At 64.6% G+C, this 17,333-nt stretch carries 21 protein-coding genes; 12 read left to right on the top strand and 9 right to left on the bottom strand.

The features are described 5' to 3' along the window. Positions 1–14: 14 nt before the first annotated feature. The 6 genes from FNJ47_RS19355 to FNJ47_RS19330 are packed head-to-tail and all read left to right on the top strand — an operon-like array spanning position 15 to position 4,637. Positions 15–1,364 carry an aromatic ring-hydroxylating oxygenase subunit alpha gene (locus FNJ47_RS19355; protein WP_163155840.1) on the top strand — a complete coding sequence of 450 codons (1,350 nt, stop codon included), beginning with the start codon at positions 15–17 and terminating at the stop codon, positions 1,362–1,364. Next, entirely contained in the window at positions 1,361–2,167 is an 807-nt protein-coding gene (locus FNJ47_RS19350) for an SDR family NAD(P)-dependent oxidoreductase (RefSeq protein ID WP_163155838.1), read from the top strand. Before FNJ47_RS19355 ends, FNJ47_RS19350 begins: the two co-directional genes overlap by 4 nt. A gap of 31 nt (positions 2,168–2,198) precedes the next feature. After that, the gene (locus FNJ47_RS19345; RefSeq protein WP_165445757.1) at positions 2,199–2,792 is read left to right on the top strand and encodes a 3-phenylpropionate/cinnamic acid dioxygenase subunit beta; all 594 of its coding nucleotides are present in this window, start codon (positions 2,199–2,201) and stop codon (positions 2,790–2,792) included. Positions 2,793–2,819: 27 nt separating this feature from the next. Next, positions 2,820–3,002, top strand: coding sequence for an SH3 domain-containing protein (locus FNJ47_RS19340; protein ID WP_163155836.1), 183 nt, complete (start codon positions 2,820–2,822; stop codon positions 3,000–3,002). A 24-nt stretch (positions 3,003–3,026) separates the two neighbouring features. Next, positions 3,027–3,422 (top strand): hypothetical protein, encoded by a 396-nt coding sequence (locus FNJ47_RS19335; protein ID WP_163155834.1) that lies wholly within the window; start codon positions 3,027–3,029, stop codon positions 3,420–3,422. Between the two features lie 15 nt (positions 3,423–3,437). Continuing rightward, a complete protein-coding gene (locus tag FNJ47_RS19330; RefSeq protein WP_163155832.1) occupies positions 3,438–4,637 on the top strand; it encodes an FAD-dependent monooxygenase in 1,200 nt (399 codons plus the stop codon). Between the two features lie 24 nt (positions 4,638–4,661). On the opposite strand, the gene FNJ47_RS19325 is transcribed toward FNJ47_RS19330, so the two are convergent. From FNJ47_RS19325 to FNJ47_RS19310, 4 genes are all read right to left on the bottom strand, one after another. Then, positions 4,662–4,934, bottom strand: a complete 273-nt coding sequence (locus FNJ47_RS19325) for a DUF3551 domain-containing protein (RefSeq protein ID WP_016844297.1) — start codon at positions 4,932–4,934, stop codon at positions 4,662–4,664. Positions 4,935–5,027: 93 nt separating this feature from the next. Continuing rightward, a complete protein-coding gene (locus FNJ47_RS19320; RefSeq protein WP_163155830.1) occupies positions 5,028–5,300 on the bottom strand; it encodes a DUF3551 domain-containing protein in 273 nt (90 codons plus the stop codon). Positions 5,301–5,342: 42 nt separating this feature from the next. After that, positions 5,343–6,053 (bottom strand): hypothetical protein, encoded by a 711-nt coding sequence (locus FNJ47_RS19315; protein ID WP_235999979.1) that lies wholly within the window; start codon positions 6,051–6,053, stop codon positions 5,343–5,345. 124 nt (positions 6,054–6,177) lie between these two features. Then, positions 6,178–7,014 (bottom strand): metal-dependent phosphohydrolase, encoded by an 837-nt coding sequence (locus FNJ47_RS19310; protein ID WP_163155828.1) that lies wholly within the window; start codon positions 7,012–7,014, stop codon positions 6,178–6,180. 228 nt (positions 7,015–7,242) lie between these two features. Between FNJ47_RS19310 and FNJ47_RS19305 the strand changes: the two genes are divergently transcribed. The 3 genes from FNJ47_RS19305 (at position 7,243) to FNJ47_RS19295 (ending at position 9,962) form a co-directional block, all read left to right on the top strand. Beyond that, positions 7,243–7,458: a hypothetical protein gene (locus FNJ47_RS19305; RefSeq protein WP_163155826.1), complete on the top strand. Its 216-nt coding sequence runs from the start codon at positions 7,243–7,245 to the stop codon at positions 7,456–7,458. Positions 7,459–7,617: 159 nt separating this feature from the next. Further along, entirely contained in the window at positions 7,618–8,406 is a 789-nt protein-coding gene (locus FNJ47_RS19300; protein WP_163155824.1) for an ATP-binding cassette domain-containing protein, read from the top strand. Then, positions 8,403–9,962 carry an ABC transporter permease/substrate-binding protein gene (locus FNJ47_RS19295; RefSeq protein WP_163155822.1) on the top strand — a complete coding sequence of 520 codons (1,560 nt, stop codon included), beginning with the start codon at positions 8,403–8,405 and terminating at the stop codon, positions 9,960–9,962. Before FNJ47_RS19300 ends, FNJ47_RS19295 begins: the two co-directional genes overlap by 4 nt. 99 nt (positions 9,963–10,061) lie before the next feature. Here FNJ47_RS19295 and FNJ47_RS19290 read toward each other — a convergent pair whose 3' ends face one another. Both FNJ47_RS19290 and FNJ47_RS19285 read right to left on the bottom strand, forming a co-directional pair. Further along, the gene (locus tag FNJ47_RS19290) at positions 10,062–11,774 is read right to left on the bottom strand and encodes a sulfatase-like hydrolase/transferase (RefSeq protein WP_163155820.1); all 1,713 of its coding nucleotides are present in this window, start codon (positions 11,772–11,774) and stop codon (positions 10,062–10,064) included. A gap of 168 nt (positions 11,775–11,942) precedes the next feature. After that, the gene (locus FNJ47_RS19285; protein ID WP_163155818.1) at positions 11,943–12,656 is read right to left on the bottom strand and encodes a TetR/AcrR family transcriptional regulator; all 714 of its coding nucleotides are present in this window, start codon (positions 12,654–12,656) and stop codon (positions 11,943–11,945) included. 111 nt (positions 12,657–12,767) lie between these two features. Between FNJ47_RS19285 and FNJ47_RS19280 the strand changes: the two genes are divergently transcribed. Next, a complete protein-coding gene (locus FNJ47_RS19280) occupies positions 12,768–13,388 on the top strand; it encodes a hypothetical protein (protein ID WP_163155816.1) in 621 nt (206 codons plus the stop codon). A gap of 22 nt (positions 13,389–13,410) precedes the next feature. Here FNJ47_RS19280 and FNJ47_RS19275 read toward each other — a convergent pair whose 3' ends face one another. Together FNJ47_RS19275 and FNJ47_RS19270 are read right to left on the bottom strand one after the other, a co-directional pair. After that, entirely contained in the window at positions 13,411–13,644 is a 234-nt protein-coding gene (locus FNJ47_RS19275) for a hypothetical protein (RefSeq protein WP_163155814.1), read from the bottom strand. 28 nt (positions 13,645–13,672) lie between these two features. Further along, positions 13,673–14,071, bottom strand: a complete 399-nt coding sequence (locus tag FNJ47_RS19270; RefSeq protein WP_235999978.1) for a lysozyme inhibitor LprI family protein — start codon at positions 14,069–14,071, stop codon at positions 13,673–13,675. A 134-nt stretch (positions 14,072–14,205) separates the two neighbouring features. On the opposite strand from FNJ47_RS19270, the gene FNJ47_RS19265 reads away from it, so the two are divergent. Beyond that, the gene (locus FNJ47_RS19265; protein WP_163155812.1) at positions 14,206–15,225 is read left to right on the top strand and encodes an adenylate/guanylate cyclase domain-containing protein; all 1,020 of its coding nucleotides are present in this window, start codon (positions 14,206–14,208) and stop codon (positions 15,223–15,225) included. 192 nt (positions 15,226–15,417) lie between these two features. Continuing rightward, positions 15,418–16,524 carry a DUF2336 domain-containing protein gene (locus tag FNJ47_RS19260; RefSeq protein WP_163155810.1) on the top strand — a complete coding sequence of 369 codons (1,107 nt, stop codon included), beginning with the start codon at positions 15,418–15,420 and terminating at the stop codon, positions 16,522–16,524. A gap of 392 nt (positions 16,525–16,916) precedes the next feature. Here FNJ47_RS19260 and FNJ47_RS19255 read toward each other — a convergent pair. After that, a partial coding sequence (locus tag FNJ47_RS19255; protein WP_163155808.1) for a transposase occupies positions 16,917–17,333 on the bottom strand: 417 nt, incomplete at its 5' end.

Raw genomic sequence — 17,333 nt, 5'->3', positions numbered from 1 at the left:
ACAAGGAGGAGCCGATGCCGCTTCGCAACGATTTGGATCAGCTTGTTGACGTCAAGGGTGGTTTCATCAGCCGCGAGATCTTCGTGGATGCCGACATCTACCGCCAGGAGCTCGACAAGGTCTTCACCCGCGCCTGGCTCTTGGTCGGTCACGAAAGCCTGGTGCCCAATCCCGGCGATTTCTACACCTCGCGGATGGGCGAGGAATCCGTCATTCTCTGCCGCGACAAGAAAAGCGAGATCCACGTCTTCCTCAACTCGTGCCGGCACCGCGGCATGAAGGTGTGCCGCTACGAGCAGGGCAACGCCTCGCTGTTCACCTGCCCCTATCACAGCTGGACCTACACCACCGACGGCAAGCTGCAGGGCGTTCCGCTGCACCGGACGCTGTATGACGGCGTGCTCGACCGCGAAGCCAATTCGCTGGTCTCGGTCGCCAAGCTCTGCAATTACAAGGGCTCTATCTGGGCGACCTGGGACAAGGACGCGCCCGACTTCCTCACCTATCTCGGCGATGCCAAGATCCATCTCGACCAGGCGCTCGACTGCCGCGACGGCCGCGAGGGCGGCTCCGAAGTGATCGGTGTCCACAAATGGGTGTTCCCGGCCAACTGGAAATTCGCCGCCGAGAACTTCCTTGGTGACACCTATCACAACCCGAGTCACCGTTCGGTCGACCTGATCGGCATCGGGCCGAGCGCTGCCGCCGGCAAGAAGGGCCGCCGCGACGACGAACTGGAGAAGGCCGAGCACGTCTGGATCAGCTTTCCGGCAGGACATGGCGTGCACAGCGCGATTCAGCCGGAGGCCAACGAATATACCGAGTCGTTTCTCGACAACCCGATCCTCGAAAAATACTTCCGGCACTGCTTCGAGGAACGCAAGCGACGGCTCGGCGAAGGCGCGCGGCTGCTGCCGTTCGTCGGCACGATCTTCCCCAACACCTCCTATCACGGCCGCCAGCCGCGCGGACTTTGTGCCTGGCATCCGCACAGCCCGACCTCGACCGAAGGCTGGCGCTTCTTCCTGGTCGACAAGGACGCGCCGAAGGAAGCCAAGGAATATCTGCGCCGCTACTACATGCGCTACTCCGGTCCCGCCGGCATGACCGAGCAGGACGACATGGAGAACTGGCTCTATGCGACCGCGGCGAGCACCGGCACGGTCGCGCGGCGCTACCCCTTCAACTATCAGCAGTCGATGGGCGCCTACGTGACCGACCATCCGCTCGGCGGCGATGTCTCCAAGCAAGTCACCGAGCAGATCGCACGCGGCTTCTATCGCCGCTGGACCACCTACATGCAGGGCGGCGACTGGCACGAATTGCTCGGATCGCCCGCAGGCAAACGGCAGGCCGCGGAATGAGCGCAACCCAAAAAACGGTCCTCGTCAGCGGGGGCACCTTCGGCATCGGCCGCGCGATCACGCTCGGTCTCGCGCGGCGCGGTCATGCGGTGGTCGCCTTCGGTCTCGAGGCGCCGCAGGTCTCGAGCATCGCGCAGCATGCCATTCCGGCCCTGAGCGATGAGCTCGAGCGCGAAGGCCTCTCGGCCGAACTGATGGAAGCCGACGTGTCGAAAGCAAGCGACGTTGCGCGGGTGGTCGCGCACGCCGTGGCGCGATTCGACAGCATCGACGGGGTCGTCAACAATGCAGCGATCGGCCCGCTCGGCACCGTGCTCGACACCGACGAGGCGCTGTTCGATCGCATCATCGCCGTCAACCTGAAGGGGCCGTATCTGACCAGCCGCGCCGCGATCCCGCACATGATCGCGCAAGGCGGCGGCTCGATCGTCAACATCGGATCCGGCGCCGGCTGGGGCAAGCCGAACATGGCGGTCTACAGCGCAAGCAAGGGCGGTGTTGTCGCGCTCAGCGCGGCGATGGCCTACGACTTCTTCCACCAGCGCATTCGCGTCAACACCGTGATCCCCGGTGGCGGCGGCATCGTCAGCGGCATGAGCCTCGGCCGTGTCGGCGGCGATGCGGCGCGCCTCGGCAGGAGCGCGCCCGGCACCGCTGCCGGCCGCGTCGCTGATGGCGACGACATCGCCAATGTCGTGGCCTTCCTGTTGTCGCCGGAAGCGGAAACGCTGTCCGGCACCGTGATCGATGTCGGCTGCTTCGCCCAGCAGGGCGGACCGATCCCGCCCAAGCCCGCAACCTGAGAACCCCGCGACGCCTGATGAGGAGATGACCATGACAACGACCGTTCAGGATCAGGACAGGCAAGAGCGCGCAGCCAACGCCACGATCGAGCGATCGGCGGCTTACTACCGGCTGAAGGCCGATGTCGAGGATTTCTACTACCACGAGGCCGACCTGCTCGACGACCGGCGCTTCCGCGACTGGCTTGAGCTGCTCACCGAGGACGTCAGCTATTTCATGCCGATCCGGCGCAATGTGAAGTTCGGCCAGCAGGCCGCACGCGAGAACACCAAGCGCGGCGAAGGCATCAGCTGGTTCGACGAGGACAAATGGACATTGACCAAGCGGGTGGAGCAGATCCTGACCGGCGTGCATTTCGCAGAGGAGCCGTTGTCGCGGATCACGCACATGGTCAGCAATGTGCAAATCGGGGGCGCGCGCCCGGATATCGGCACAGCGCGCGAGCTCGATGTCACCAGCCGCTTCCTCGTCTACCAGAACCGCGTCGAGTACGAGACCTACATCTTCGTCGGCCGCCGCAACGACACGCTGCGCCTGACCGACGCTGGCTGGAAGATCGCGCGGCGCGAGATATTGCTTGAACAGAATATCCTGCTGGCCAAAAATCTCACCACGTTCTTCTGAGCAAGGTGTGGTGCGATGATTGACGTGATGGCGATCAAGGTAGGCACGCGGCTGAAGCTGGAAGCCGGCGTCGTGGCCGAGGTGGTGGAGAACATGGACGACGGCCAGTGGCTGCAGGTGCGCTATCTGGAGTGCCCTGCCCGGCCCGGTGACGTCGGCACCATCGAGCTGTGCCATGCGCAGGACGTCATCAAGGTGCTCAGCGAATAGTTCCGGCCCAACGGACACGTGATCATGCTGCGATTTGAATACATGCCGAGCGATTTCCATCCGCTGTTCCTGTTCCTCGGCGAAGCCGCTGATATCGCCGCCCTGGCCAAGCTGTTGCGACACTTTGCCGAGAACCCGCAAACGATCACCGTGGCGGAGCGGATTCCCGGCGCCGTCTCGCGCGACGAGCTGGTGCTGGCACCCGCCGACAACGACTTCGGCATGCACGATCTCGGCGGCCGGTTCGCCTGGAAGCTGACGGATTGGCAGGCGGAACGGATCGCCGCGCGCATCGAGCTGCTGACATCAGACAATAACAAGTCCGGCTCAGAAATCGTCGAGATCGGCAGCGAGGGGGAGATCCCGGTGAAAGTGTCGCGCGGCGAGTTCACCGACGACTTCCTGGTCACACGCAGATAGCAGCGGACACATCGCGTGAGTTCACAGCGCAAGCCAAGAGTCCTGATTGCCGGCGCCGGGATCGGCGGCCTCGTCGCGGCGTTGTCGCTGCTGCAACGGGGCATCGAGGTCGAGATATTCGAACAGGCGTCCGAGCTGCGCGAGCTCGGCGCCGGTGTCCAACTCAGCGCCAACGGCACACGCGTTCTTATCGCGCTCGGCCTCGAGCAACAGATGCAGGAGATTGCCTGCGAGCCTGCGGGCAAGGAGATCAGGCTGTTCAGCACCGGGCGGACCTGGAAGCTGTTCGACCTCGGCGCCTCGTCGCGCGCGATCTATGGCGCGCCCTACTGGATGGTGTATCGCGGCGACTTTCATCGCGTGCTGGTCGACGCGTTCAATGCGCGCGCCCCCGGGCGGCTCCATCTCGACAGCCGTTGCGCCGGCTTCGATCAGGACGCCGATGGCATCTGGCTTCGGCTGGCCAATGGCGAGCGACACCGCGGCGACATCGTGGTCGGTGCCGACGGCGTGCATTCTGAAATTCGCCGGCAGATCGGCGGCGACACGAAGCCGTTCTTCGCGGGCGTCGCGGCCTGGCGCGGCCTGGTGCCGATGGAACGGCTACCGGCCAGTCTCAGGCGCGACGTCGGCACCAACTGGGTCGGCCCCGGCGGCCACGTCATCACCTATCCGGTTCGCCGCGGCGAACTCTTGAATTTCGTCGGCATCTTCGAGGGCGAGAGCTGGTCGGTCGAGTCGTGGACCGAACGCGGCACGCGAGAAGCGTGCAGCGGCGCCTTCGCCGGATGGAATCCGGAGATCCACACCATCATCGATAGCCTCGACATTCCCTATAAATGGGCGCTGCTGGGCCGCGACCCGCTCGATCGCTTCGTCGTCGGGCGCGCCTGCGTGCTCGGCGACGCCGCGCATCCGACGCTGCCGTTCCTGGCGCAGGGCGCCAACATGGCGATCGAGGACGGCATGGTGCTGGCGCGCTGCCTTGAAAGCTCTCCGCCCGAAGAGGCGTTGGAGCGCTATCAGGCCGCGCGGCTGGCACGGACCAATACGATCGTGACGAAGTCGGCCGAGAATGCCCGGCGCTTCCACAATCCGGCGCTCGCCGACGCCGAAGGCGCCGACGCCTATGTCGCGCGCGAATGGCAGCCGGACCGCGTGCGCGAGCGCTATGACTGGTTGTTCACCTACGACGCCTTGCGTGTGCCGGTTTGACGGGACGAGCTTCGCAGGCCCGCCTCACTGAACGGGATGGCGTCCACGGCGCACCGGACGCTCCGGGGGTGGCGGCGGAGGAGCGAAGAAGGGGTTGACGATGCACATCGCCGAGAGACCCGATGCGGTCGCCTGACATTGCGGGATCGAGGTGTAGCTGCAATCGATGTGGTCTCCGGCCATCGGCCCGTTATAGAGATGCAAACAGACCGGATAGTTCGGATCATAGGCCTGTCCGGCGGCAGGTCGGGCCAGCGCGACTGCGAACGCAGCGATCGCGAAAAGTTTCAGGCGCATCGGATTCTCCTTATTGCCGGACCGTTTCCTCACAACTGCCGGAGTTAGTCAACCGCACTGGCGACACGACGACCATACGCAAGCCTGAGCGCGCTAGTTGGCGGACTGGCGTTGTCGTTGCCCTCGTTGCTTTGGCGGCGTTTTCGGACCTTTGTAGAACGGATTGACCGAACACGTCGCGGAGCGACCCGAGGCTGTTGCCTGGCACTGCGGAAGCGACGTGTAGCTGCAATCGATGTCTTCCTGGGTCAGCCTCCCGCCGTAGACTCCCAGGCACACCGGATAATTCGGATCGTACATTTGCGCGGCGGCGGGTCCGGCGAGACAACCGCCGACGGCGGCGACCAACACGAGTTTCAAGCGCATCGCGTTCTCCTCAAGCTTGATCCGAAACGCCGCCGCGCGCGGCTATCGCTGCTCGTCGGCCGGCTTGCCGTCGCCTTCGCCGAGACAACGGATCATGAAGGCCGTCGTGTCCCGCGGCAGGACCTGCGCGGCCCGCGCCTTGAGACGGCATTCGAGCTGCGCGATCTGGCGCGCCCGCTGCCGCTCCGACGGCAGCGTCGATTGGCGCAACCGGCGCAGCGTCATCGGCGAGCCATCCGACTCGAAGCTCAGCTCGTACTTCTTGCCGCTTTGGTCGGTGGCGGCGCAGGTGATGCTGGACACCTGCCGCGTGATGAAACTGCCGACCTGACGGCACGAGCCTGTCGACATCTCGACCAGCGGCACCGGCAGGCCGTCGACGCGCGGGCGGTCGCTGGACTTCAACAACATGCGGTCGACCGCGAGCTCGAACAGATTATCCTGGGTTCGCTCGGTGCTCTCGCCGGAGAACGAGACGATATGGCTCTTGTCGGCGGGATCGTCGAGCACCACGGTGAACTCCGACCGGCCGCGCAGGGTATGGAAGTAAGCCACCGCCTTGCACGTATAGCTGCGGCCCGCGACGGTGACGTTGCGGCAGGTACCCGACATCAACGCGTACAGATCGACGTCATAGACCGGACCGGCGGCACTTGCGAACGCAGGCCAGCAGACGATGGCAGCCGCAATCAATTGAGCGAAACGGAAGATCATGCTGAAACGGCCGAAAACACGGTCAATCCGGAGGTCCATGGCGCAACGTCGCTGATTTCCACGGACTGTGCAACGATGAAGCAGGCCGAAATGTGGAGGCCCCGCAAACGAGCGGGGAACGCAGCACAGTCCGTGCTGAAAGGCCGCGGGCTGACGTCTTGCGTCAGATTTGCGGGCCGGACAAGGTCACCTCGCGCTCGGCGCGGAAGACGTTGCTGTAGAGATTCGCGATCCACTGACGACCGCTCGCCGTCATGTTCAGGCAATTGATGGCACCCTGGATGTGCGGCGCGACCATATTCCAGTAGAACTGCGGATAGCGATCGACGATGTCGGCCGGCGATTCATAACCGAGCTGGCGGTTGATGCCGACTTCCTCGAACTCGTGATAGAGCGCGTTGGCTTTCCTGATGTAGTTGGGATCGCCGAGTTGCCCGATGAAATCGGCCGCACGAACGATCGCCGCCTCATCGTCATATTGCTGGCCTTCGGGCGCCGGAAACCGCGTGCCCTCAATGTTGCGCGCGACGCGCTCGCGATCGAGCGGAAGCACGGCCTCGAGCCTGTCGAGCACGTACAGCTTCGAGCGGTCGACATGATACGGCATCAGGCCGGCATCCGACGAGCCGCGCGGCAGCACCACCTTGTTGCCGGAGGCATCGACAATGTAGCCATCCGGCCCATCGCCCTTCAGCAGACCCCGCACATAGCCGATGTCATGCGTCAGGCAGGCGATGATCGTATGGGTGTAATCCTCCGCGGTGACGTGGGTGTGCAGCGCGCGGCCGCGGATGATGTCATGCCCCGCGAGCGTGACCAGCATCGTATGCTCGACATTGTGGTAGAGCGCATCGCTGTTGCCGATGCATTCCAGCGCGATGCGCGCGGCAGCCGGCAAGAGCTCGCCGAAGCGCGCCTGCGAAGCTCCGAAGGTGCGGCTGACATGGGTGGCGAGAAACTTCTCCAAAGCGCCTGCCGCCAACTCAGGTAACGTCATCATCGATGCAGCCCCCGACCGCGCAACGTTCCTCGCTCGCCCCGATCTCACGTCGTAGTTGGGCGGCAACTATAGCGTATCTGCGGGCGTGCGGCTACGCGCTGACGAGCGTGTGATTCGTTCAGCAGTACTTTCCCGGTCTTGCCGGTTGCGACACCAAAGCCGCTGATAATGGCATGAACCGTGCATGATTCGGTTCAGACCGGGTCAATCCTACGGACAAAGACCATCATGCTCGTTACGCTCGTCGCCATCCTTTGCAATGCTCAGCTCTGCATGGAAAAGGTCGTCACCAACAGCGACCAATCCGGCATCACCATGGGCGCCTGCGCTGTGAATGCCCAGATCGGCATCGCCGATTGGCTCGCCAAGGGCCCGTATCACGACTGGCACTTGCAGAGCTACAAGTGCATCATGGGCAAATACGTACCCAAGAACGAAGTGTGATGTGTGCTCACAGCCCCGGAAGGGGCTGACGCGCTTCGCGTGCCCAGCCTGCGAAACCGCGTGATGCAGGCGCGTGCACCTCGAGTCAAAGTCCATTTTATGGGCTATCACTGTCGCTCACGATGGTGAGACGTGAGGTCGCCCAGGAATGGCTCAAGAATGCCTGCAACGCCGCTGATTGCCTACGCGCATGTCGGCAAGAGTTTTGACGATGGTCGCGTGGTGGCGGTCGATGACGTCTCGCTCGACGTGGCCGAAGGCGAATTCCTTGCCGTTGTCGGTGGCTCGGGCTCGGGCAAGACGACGCTGCTCAGGCTCGCCAACCGCCTGATCGAGGCCGACCGCGGCCGGATCGCCGTCGAGGGCGAAGATGTCAGCCGGATCGACCCGATCCTGCTGCGCCGCCGCATCGGCTATGTCTTCCAGAGCGGCGGGCTGTTTCCGCATCTCACCGTCGCCGGCAATATCGGCATCACGCCGAAGCTGCTGGGCTGGCCGCAGGCGGAGATCTCGGCGCGGGTCGACGAATTGCTCGACCTCGTGCGGCTCGACCGCTCACAATATCGCGACCGTCTGCCGCACGAGCTCTCCGGCGGCCAGCGCCAACGCGTCGGCGTCGCGCGTGCGCTGGCTGCGAAACCGCGCATCGTGCTGATGGACGAGCCGTTCGGTGCGCTCGATCCGCTCACCCGTGACGCGCTCGGCGACGATTATCGCACGCTGCACCGCGAGCTCGGCCTGACCACGGTCATGATCACCCACGATATGACCGAGGCATTGCTGCTGGCCGATCGTGTCGCTGTCATGCACGGCGGCAGGTTGCTGGCGCAGGGCACGCCGGCGGACCTCTCGGCCAGCACCGATGCCTATGTAGGCGAACTCATGCGCACGCCGCGGCGACAGGCGGAACGCCTCGGCGCATTGCTGCCGCGGGACGGCGCGGCATGAGCCCATCAGCCGATCCACGCTGGAGCGAGGCGTTTTCACATCTGCCGGATTATCTCGGCAGTCATGTGCGGGTCAGCGTGTCAGCGCTGGCGCTCGGACTCCTGATCAGCCTGCCGCTCGCGATCGTCGCCCGCAACCGGCCGGTGCTGCGCACAGCGCTGCTCGGGCTTGCCAGCATCGTGCAGACGGTGCCCGGTCTCGCATTGCTTGCGCTGTTCTATCCTTTGTTGCTGGCGCTCGCAGCGTTGACCGCGGCGTGGCTCGGTTTCAGCTTCTCCGCCTTCGGCTTCCTGCCCGCGGTGCTGGCGCTCGCGCTCTATTCGATGCTGCCGGTGTTGCGCAACACCATCACCGGGCTGTCGGGCGTCGATCCCGCGGTGCTCGAGGCCGCCCAGGGCGTCGGCATGACGCCGCGGCAATCGCTCACCATGGTCGAGCTGCCGCTGGCGCTGCCGGTGATGATGGCGGGGATCCGCACCGCCGCGGTCTGGGTGATCGGCACCGCGACGCTGTCGACGCCGATCGGCCAGACCAGCCTCGGCAACTATATCTTCGCGGGATTGCAGACCCAGAACTGGGTGTTCGTGCTGTTCGGCTGTTTTGCTGCCGCGGTGCTCGCGCTTGTCGTCGACCAGTTGCTGGCGCTGATTGAGAACGGCCTGCGCAACCGCAGCCGGGCTCGGACCGCGCTCGGCGGGCTCGGCATTGCCGCCCTGATCGCGGCGACGCTGGTGCCCTCGATCGCGCGGCCGCATGCGCGCTATGTGGTCGGGGCCAAGACGTTCACCGAGCAATATGTGCTGTCGGCATTGATCGCGCAGCGGCTGCAAGCGGCCGAACTGTCGGCCACGACCAGGGCAGGCCTCGGCTCCAACGTGATCTTCGACGCGCTTGCATCGGGCGATATCGACGTCTATGTCGACTATTCCGGCACGCTGTGGGCCAACCAGTTCCACCACACCGACATCAGGCCCCGCGCCGAGCTGCTCGGCGAGCTGAAGACGACGCTGGCGAAGCAAAACATCACGCTGTTCGGCGAGCTCGGCTTCGAGAATGCCTATGCGCTGGTGATGCCGAGAAAGCGCGCCGATGAGCTCGGCATCCATTCCGTCGCCGACCTCGGCTCGCGCGCCGCGACCATGTCGATCGCTGGCGACTATGAATTCTTCTCGCGTCCGGAATGGGCCGGTATCCAGAAGGCCTATGGGCTGACATTCCGCGCCCAGCGCCAGATGCAGCCGGACTTCATGTATGCCGCGGTCGCCTCCGGCGAGGTCGACGTCATCGCGGGCTACACCAGCGACGGGTTGATCGCGAAATACGACCTGGTTGCGCTCGTGGACGACAGGCACGCGATCCCGCCCTATGACGCGATCGTGCTGCTGTCGCCGAAGCGGCGCGACGACGAGGCCCTCAAGGCGGCGCTGCGGCCGCTGCTCGGCAGGATCGACATCGCCGAGATGCGCGAGGCGAACCTGCGCGCGTCGGGCAACGATGCATCATCGTCGCCCGATGCCGTCGCGCGCTGGCTGTGGGAGAAGATCGGGATCAGATAATCTCTCACCGTCATTGCGAGCGAAGCGAAGCAATCCACCTCTTTGCATACGAGGAGAGATGGATTGCTTCGTCGCTGCGCTCCTCGCAATGACGGCGCCTCAGAGTCCCTTGATGATCCCCGCGTCGATCAACAGCCGATTGAAGCGGCGCGCCTCTGCGCCGTCCTTGCAGGAATAGAACGCACCGTTGCAGCGAAGCATGATGGCCTTCTGCTCCTCGAACGACGGATCGAGCGGAATACCGGCGGCCTCCTGAATCACCAGCGGCAGATAGGCCGCGTCGATCGTGTTCATCACGGTCGGGCTCTTCACCGGATCGAAGTTGACCGCATCGATCGCGTAGTAGGTCGCGTAGTAGCGCGGATCGTAGTCCATCAGCTTCTTGCCGATGCCGGCCTCGTCGAGATCGGGGTCGAGCAGCTGCGGCGAGAACTCCGGCTGATGATCGCCGTAGCGCACGATCAGGAACGGCTGCGCGGGAAACCTCTTCTTCAGCGCCACGACGAAGCCGGCATAGTCGTTGGCGCTCATGGTCTGCCGGCGCAGATATTCATCGACCGACGGTGTATTGCCCGGCCGCTTCCACGACGGCAACAGCTCGGGACGGAATTTCGTCTCCCACGGGAAATGATTGGCGGCGAGATAGACGAAGGTGAACAGCGGCGTGCCTGATGCCTTCTGCTCGGCCATCAGCTTCAACGCCTTGTCGTAGAAGAAGCTGTCGGGCTCGACGTCCTTCGCATGCAGATCATGCGCGTCGTAGAATTGCTGGATGCCGGTCGTGGTCTGGAAGTTGCGCGCGCTCATGAAGGCACCGAACGCCGGATAGAGCGACAGCGTATCGTAGCCGCAGCGGCGCAGCGCCAGCGGCAGGCCGCGCGCGACCCGGCCCGATGCGATCCGGGTGACGAAATAGGCGAACCGGCCGAACGAGCGCGAAGACAAACCCGCAAGCACGTTGTACTCGGTGAACCAGCTCGGCCCGCCATTGCTCTCGGCGAGGAATTTGCGTTCGACACCGTCGTAGGACTTGAACTGGCTGCCATAGCCCGGCGGAACCTTGACGCCGGAAGCAGCGCGGATGTCGAAGCTCGATTCATCATGGATCATGATGATGTTCGGCCGCCGCCCAGCGGGATGACAGGCGTCGACCTGCGGCATCTTGAGCTGATCGCTCGCGCTCGGATCCGCCTCCATGAAGCCATAGGCAACGAAGTCTGATACCGCGGTCACGCCGGAGCGCGCGAATTTCGAGAGATAGCCGTCGTCGTAATAGCCGCGCCAGGCTTCATCCGGCCAGGCGAACGCATAGCCCGAGAGCGCGGCGGTACAGGCCAGGCAAGCGGCCGCGGCCGGCAGGCGGCGGATCCGGAACGGGTCGAGCCACCACAGCGCATACATCAAGGGCAGCGTGACGAGGCCGGCGCCGATGATCGACCAGCGCAGGTTCGGAAAGATCGTGAGCAGGAACGCCGCGGTGTCGCGATCGATCACCATCAGGTCGACGAAGTTCGCGGTCATCTGCACCACGTCGTGCTTGAAGCGCGACAGCAGCACCAGCACCACGACCAGCGTCAGCGACAGCGCACCCGACAATGCCGGCCGGCGCAGCAGCGCGATGAACAGGAAGTTCAGGATTCCCCAGGTGAGCAGGAAGCACAGCCGCGAGCCGAAATCGGTCTCGGTCCGCAGCATCAGGATCAGCGCGCCGAGATGCGGTGCGGCGACCGCCATCAACCGCCAGATGCCGATCGCGACGAGACCGCCGGCCAGCGCGGCAACCGAGGAGTTTTGCTGAGGCGCGGGCGCCATGGGCGGGACGCAGTACAACCCGGCGCAATGCCACGGCCTTGACTGGCAATGGCCAGGAGGCACACCGCACAGCCGGTGTCTGCGCCGTGTCATAAAATCGTAATTGAATCGTCATGAACGCGCAATGAATTTGCCCGCCCGGAGCACGCCGGGCCGGCGCGGCGCGCCCTAGGCTTTGGCCGCAGGCGCCACACGCCCTGCGATGCCCGCAATGAACAGGTCGACGATATCAGCGGCCATCTGCTCGGCCTCCGCCTCAGTGACGCCCCAGCGCGGCAGATGGCCGTCGATGTGCATCCGCGCAAATCCATAGACCAGCGCACGGCCGGCGATCTGGACCTGCTTCAGGTCACTCGTCCCGAGCTGACCGGCCGAAAATGCCTCCGCCAGCGTGCGCTCGGTCAGGCCGATCAACTCCGCATTGTCGCTGGACACCCCGGCCGAGCGGTCGTGGTCGAAGAACCGGCGGCTGGAGATGATCTCGAAATGGGTCGGGTTCTTCATGGCCCAGCGCAGATAGGCGATCCCGAGGCAGCGGAAGCGGCCGAGCGGATCGCCTGATGGTGCATCGGCCAGCGCCGCCTCGATCTCGGCGCCGAAGCGGCGCTGCGCCTCCTCAGCCACCGCATTCATCAGGGCATCCCGGCTCGGGAAATGCCGGAACGGCGCGCCCGGCGAGACCCCGGCGCGGCGCGCGGCCTCGCGCACGCTGACCGCGTCCGGCCCGCCCTCTCCGACCAGCTGCATGGCGGCATCGATCAGGACCCGGCGGAGGTCGCCGTGGTGGTACGGCTTCGCCGCCGGCGCCCGCGCGGGACGCGGCTTCGCGGACCGGCGTCCGGCAGGCGGGCTCTTGTCGGATGTCTTGGCGGGACGGCGCATGACGCACGCTCTAGCATCACTCGCTTGTGAATGTAAGCACCGATTACACGAATTGACCGCGCCCGATCGCAAGATGTAACTGGCGATTACATCAACATCGGGAGGCAGGTCATGGCGACGCGTCGAAACTGGTTCGAGGGCTGGCGGCTGTTCGGCCTGCTCACATTGACCCTGATCGGGCTTTCGATCTGGATCGCGGCGATGCGGCAGTTCGAGGTCGAGGGCGTGCGGATGGTGATCCGCTTCACGGCACGGACCTCGCTGCTGTTCTTCTGCCTCGCCTTCTCCGCCGCGGCGCTGGCGCGGCTCTGGCCGAACGCCTGGACGCACTGGCAGCGCCGCAACCGCCGCTATCTGGGCGTCACCTTCGCGGCCTCGCACGCCATCCATGCGGTCGCAATCACCGCATTCGCGATACGCGATCCGCTGGGCTTCGCAGCCGCAACTTCGGTTGTCTCCTACATCTTCGGCGGCATCGGCTATCTCGTGATCATCGCGCTGACCGCGACCTCGTTCGATCGCACGGCTGCGATGCTGGGCCAGCGCGCCTGGCGCAGACTGCATCTCATCGGCGGCTACTATCTGCTGCTTCAGTTCGCCGTCTCGTTCGGCAAGCGGATTCCCGAAATGCCGCCCTACGCGCTGTTCCTCGTGCCACTCGCGGCTGTATTCGCGCTCAGGATGATCAGCATGGCTGCACGGGCTGCGCCACGTCAGGCGCAGGCAGGCTGAGACGCACCGAGATCAGACTGGATCATACAAGGTGAAACTTGCGGCCGAGCCGGCGATGCACCGACAGCACCGCGCGATCGACGTCGCTGATCAGGCTGTCGCCGAGCACAACATTGGGTATCTCCCAGTTGCGGCCGGTCTGCGCGTCGGGCAGCGCGGCGACCGCCGGCACGCGCGCGGTCTCGCAGCCGGGCTGGGCGCGCAGAGCCTCCTCCGCAAGTTGGGTCAGTTCGTCCTGGCTCTTTCCGTCAGTCATGACAGCGGTCCTGACTCCGGAAGATGGCTCACTGATGGCCGAGATTCTCCAGTTCCTTGGCGCGGGTCTCCGTCATGCTGCGCATGCATTCGCCGGCATCGAGCCGGGCGACGGTGCCCTCGCCGAGGTCGTAATACAGGCAGTTGGCGTCGCGGTACTGGATCCACAGCCGTTGCGCGGTGCGCAGCTGGTCGCGCTGCTTGTCGCCGGCGGCATCCTTCAGCGCCTGTTGATAGGCAACGTTCATCCGCTTGTCCCACTGCGCGGTCTTGGCCTTGAGGCACTCGACCATCTGGTAGGTGCTGCCGTCGCAGGATTGTTCGGGATCGCCCTGATCGCCCGCCCAGGCCGATGAGGTGGCGATGATCAAAGCAGCCGCAACCAGGGTCCCGCGCCTGCGCCCGCCTGTCATGAGAGCCGATTTCATGCCGTCTTCCTCTTCCGATCAATCCAATGGTCGGACCATATGTTAGTGCGGCTGCTGCCCATCCCGTTCATATCGGTCACACCGCGGCTGGTCTTCCCGATCTGCGCAGGATATTTCATGGCTGTGGAGAAACCATGCGGCGCGCCGTGACGCCTGTGATCGTTCTGGCCGTGTTCGGCCTGCTTGTCGGTGGGCTGTTTCGCTATGCCTTCGATGAACTGAATGAAGCCTCCGTCGCGAACTATGTGCGCAGCGCCCTCGACGGCGCCGCCCTCACCCTGATCGTCTGGGCGGCACACCTCTATCTGGCCGCACGCGGCGGCTGGCTGCGGCGGCAGCCGCTCATCGTCGAACTGATCGTCCGCTCCGTGATCCTCGCCGTCATCGTTGCGGTAGCCGCGATTGTGCTGGAGGTCATGCTTTACGGGCACGGGCTCGAGGCCAAGTGGATTCGCGAAACGTTCTTCAAGATCATTGGTGTCGGGCTGCTGCTGTCGATCCCGATCACGACGATCTACGAGCTGGTCCGGATGATCGGCGGGCATACGCTTCTCGGCATCGTGCTCGGACGCTACCGCCAGCCGGTGCGCGAGGAACGCGTGCTGCTGTTCCTCGACCTGGTCGGCTCGACGACGCTGGCGGAGACGATGGGCGAGCTGCGCGTGCAGGAACTGTTGACCCGCTTCTTCTGCGATATCGACGAGCCGATCGTGGCGCATGGCGGCGAGGTTCACGCCTATGTCGGCGACGAGGTCATCGTGACCTGGCCGGCCAGCGCCAGCCAGCCGTCGCGCGGTTATCTCGACTGCGTGTTCGCGATCGAGGACCGTCTTGCCAAGCGGGCCGATCACTATCGCAAGGAGTTCGGCGTGGTGCCGACGTTTCGGGCCGGAATGCACGCCGGTCCGGTCGTGGTCAGCGAATGCGGGGTCTCGCGGCGGCAGATTGCCTATTTCGGCGACACTGTGAACGTCACGGCACGGCTGCAGGCGCATTGCAAGGAGGCCGGCCGGCCGCTGCTGATATCGGGAGAGCTGCTTCGCCTGCTTCCTCCGGATCGGGATTTCGTCATCGAGCCGCTCGGCTCGACGCAGTTGCGCGGGCGCGCCGCGTCGATCGACATCTTCGCCGTCGCGCGGCGCGGATCGTCCTAAACAATCTCTTAAAAGCACCGGCCAAACCTGTCATCGCGCCCAAAGCGCAAATTGAATCATGTCCGGTCGCGCCCCGTTAAGGATGCTGCGCACCCCGTATTTGCACCGGGTTCCAACTTAACGCAGGCGTAAGACCGCGCCCTGCATGGTGCGCGGACAGGTGTCATTCAACAAAAACAAGGTCGCCCATCGATGGCGCAACAGGCGTCACAATCGATTATTGCCGAACTCGAGGATGCGGTCCGGGACGGGACGTCTGCCAAGCGCGTGCAAACGCTGCGGCAGGTCACCGATCTGTTCCTGAACGACGGCGACCGCCTCAACGATGAACAGGTCAAGGTATTTGACGACGTGCTCTGCCTGCTCGTCGCGCGCGTCGAGACGCGTGCGCGGGCCGAGCTCAGCAAGCGGCTTGCGCCGCTCGACTATGCGCCGTTTGAGGTGATTCAGCACCTCGCCTGGGACGACGACATTGGCGTCGCAGGCGAGGTCCTGACCCACTCCAGCCGCCTCTCGAACGCCGCACTGCGCGAGATCGCCAGCACCAAGGGCCAGGATCATCTGTTCGCGATCTCGGCGCGGGAAAACCTGCCCGCCTCGGTTACCGACGTGATCATCGATCGCGGCGAGGACAAGGTGATCCGGCGACTTGCCAAGAACGCCGGCGCGCAGTTCTCCGACAATGGCTACTCCAGCATCGTCGCCCGCGCCGAAGGTGACGACGAGCTGGTCGAGATCCTCGGGTTGCGCATCGACATTCCGGCCAAGCTGCTGCGCGAACTGCTGCAACGCGCCAAGGAAACCGTGCGCGCCCGCCTGCTCGCGATCGCATCGCCCCGGGCGCGCGAGGAGATCAGCCAGGTGCTGAACGACATCGCGCAGGAAGAGGCAGCCGCCCCGCGCCGCAACTACGGTATTGCCGAAGAGCTGGTCAAGCTGATGAAGCAGCTCAACGAGCTCGACGATGCGGCCGTCTACAAATTCGCCGAGGACGGCAAATTCGACGAGGTCACGGTCGCGCTCGCCGTGCTCAACGACATGCCGATCGCGATGATTGAACGCCTGATGCTCGGCCTCCGTTCCGACCTGCTCCTGATCCCGTGCCGCTCGGCCCGGCTCAACTGGCCGACGGTCGAAACCATCCTGCGCAAACGGCCGCTGCCGCATGCCATCGACCATGCGACGCTCGAGATCGCGCACCGCGATTACCGGCGGCTGTCGTTGGAGACCGCGCAGCGCACGGTGCGGTTCTGGCAGCTGCACAACAGGATCGAGAAGCAGCCGATGGCAGCCGGCTAGCCGCCGCTCGCGTTTCGCGACAAAGAAAAAGGGTGGGCAACGCGCCCACCCTTTTTTGTTTCGATGCGTAGGGTGGGTTAGCCGGAGGCTTAACCCACCGCCGCATCTCCGCGGAGCGAAGTGGTGGGTTACGCTTCGCTTCTGTAACGGGCCTCGATCAGTCAATCCCTTTTTGCGTTGTCCACTCGCCGGGGTCTCGCTTCTGTACGGGGTCGACGCAAGGCCGCCACCTGATGGGGTTAGAAGAGGAAGAGGCCGGCCAAATCTAAACCGCGTGGTCGTGATGCCACTGCGAAGCGTGCGGCCTGACCTAATCCGTCGTCCCGGCGATGGGACTTCGCTTCGGGTGGACCTGGTGTCGTGGCCTGCCCGAAAACGGTGCGTTGCTCCTGTTAGGCCGCCGCAGCGGCGTTGAAAGGCGTTCCATCGACCAGCATGCGATGCATGATGACTGCGAGTCTGCGCGCCAGCGCTACCTTGGCCTTGCTCATGCCGGCGCGCTTAGCGATCCGCATCGCCCAGCTCTTCAGAGCCGAACAGCCTTTGACCGGTTTGATCAACATGATGTGGGCGGCCTCGTAGAGCGCCGTGCGTACGGCGGCATCGCCAATCTTGCTGATCCGGCCAGTGTAGTCGATCTCGCCGGATTGGTACTTCTTCGGGGTCAGCCCGAAATGCGCCCCAACTCGCTTTGATGATGTGAACCGTCCCGGGTCGTCGATAGCGCTGGCATAGGTCAGCGCCACGATCGGACCGACTGCCGGGACTGAGGTCAGCAGCCGGGCCTGCGGGTCGGATCGCACCATTCT

It is taken from the genome of Bradyrhizobium uaiense (assembly GCF_010811875.1).
Lineage (GTDB): Bacteria > Pseudomonadota > Alphaproteobacteria > Rhizobiales > Xanthobacteraceae > Bradyrhizobium > Bradyrhizobium uaiense.
This window is presented reverse-complemented; position numbering and strand designations above follow the sequence as displayed.

Coding starts and splice junctions, on each gene's coding strand:
- FNJ47_RS19355 (WP_163155840.1), top strand. CDS start 15: ATGCCGCTTCGCAACGATTTGGATCAGCTTGTTGACGTCAAGGGTGGT.
- FNJ47_RS19350 (WP_163155838.1), top strand. CDS start 1,361: ATGAGCGCAACCCAAAAAACGGTCCTCGTCAGCGGGGGCACCTTCGGC.
- FNJ47_RS19345 (WP_165445757.1), top strand. CDS start 2,199: ATGACAACGACCGTTCAGGATCAGGACAGGCAAGAGCGCGCAGCCAAC.
- FNJ47_RS19340 (WP_163155836.1), top strand. CDS start 2,820: ATGGCGATCAAGGTAGGCACGCGGCTGAAGCTGGAAGCCGGCGTCGTG.
- FNJ47_RS19335 (WP_163155834.1), top strand. CDS start 3,027: ATGCTGCGATTTGAATACATGCCGAGCGATTTCCATCCGCTGTTCCTG.
- FNJ47_RS19325 (WP_016844297.1), bottom strand. CDS start 4,934: ATGCGCCTGAAACTTTTCGCGATCGCTGCGTTCGCAGTCGCGCTGGCC.
- FNJ47_RS19320 (WP_163155830.1), bottom strand. CDS start 5,300: ATGCGCTTGAAACTCGTGTTGGTCGCCGCCGTCGGCGGTTGTCTCGCC.
- FNJ47_RS19315 (WP_235999979.1), bottom strand. CDS start 6,053: ATGGACCTCCGGATTGACCGTGTTTTCGGCCGTTTCAGCATGATCTTC.
- FNJ47_RS19310 (WP_163155828.1), bottom strand. CDS start 7,014: ATGATGACGTTACCTGAGTTGGCGGCAGGCGCTTTGGAGAAGTTTCTC.
- FNJ47_RS19305 (WP_163155826.1), top strand. CDS start 7,243: ATGCTCGTTACGCTCGTCGCCATCCTTTGCAATGCTCAGCTCTGCATG.
- FNJ47_RS19300 (WP_163155824.1), top strand. CDS start 7,618: ATGCCTGCAACGCCGCTGATTGCCTACGCGCATGTCGGCAAGAGTTTT.
- FNJ47_RS19295 (WP_163155822.1), top strand. CDS start 8,403: ATGAGCCCATCAGCCGATCCACGCTGGAGCGAGGCGTTTTCACATCTG.
- FNJ47_RS19290 (WP_163155820.1), bottom strand. CDS start 11,774: ATGGCGCCCGCGCCTCAGCAAAACTCCTCGGTTGCCGCGCTGGCCGGC.
- FNJ47_RS19285 (WP_163155818.1), bottom strand. CDS start 12,656: ATGCGCCGTCCCGCCAAGACATCCGACAAGAGCCCGCCTGCCGGACGC.
- FNJ47_RS19280 (WP_163155816.1), top strand. CDS start 12,768: ATGGCGACGCGTCGAAACTGGTTCGAGGGCTGGCGGCTGTTCGGCCTG.
- FNJ47_RS19275 (WP_163155814.1), bottom strand. CDS start 13,644: ATGACTGACGGAAAGAGCCAGGACGAACTGACCCAACTTGCGGAGGAG.
- FNJ47_RS19270 (WP_235999978.1), bottom strand. CDS start 14,071: ATGAAATCGGCTCTCATGACAGGCGGGCGCAGGCGCGGGACCCTGGTT.
- FNJ47_RS19265 (WP_163155812.1), top strand. CDS start 14,206: ATGCGGCGCGCCGTGACGCCTGTGATCGTTCTGGCCGTGTTCGGCCTG.
- FNJ47_RS19260 (WP_163155810.1), top strand. CDS start 15,418: ATGGCGCAACAGGCGTCACAATCGATTATTGCCGAACTCGAGGATGCG.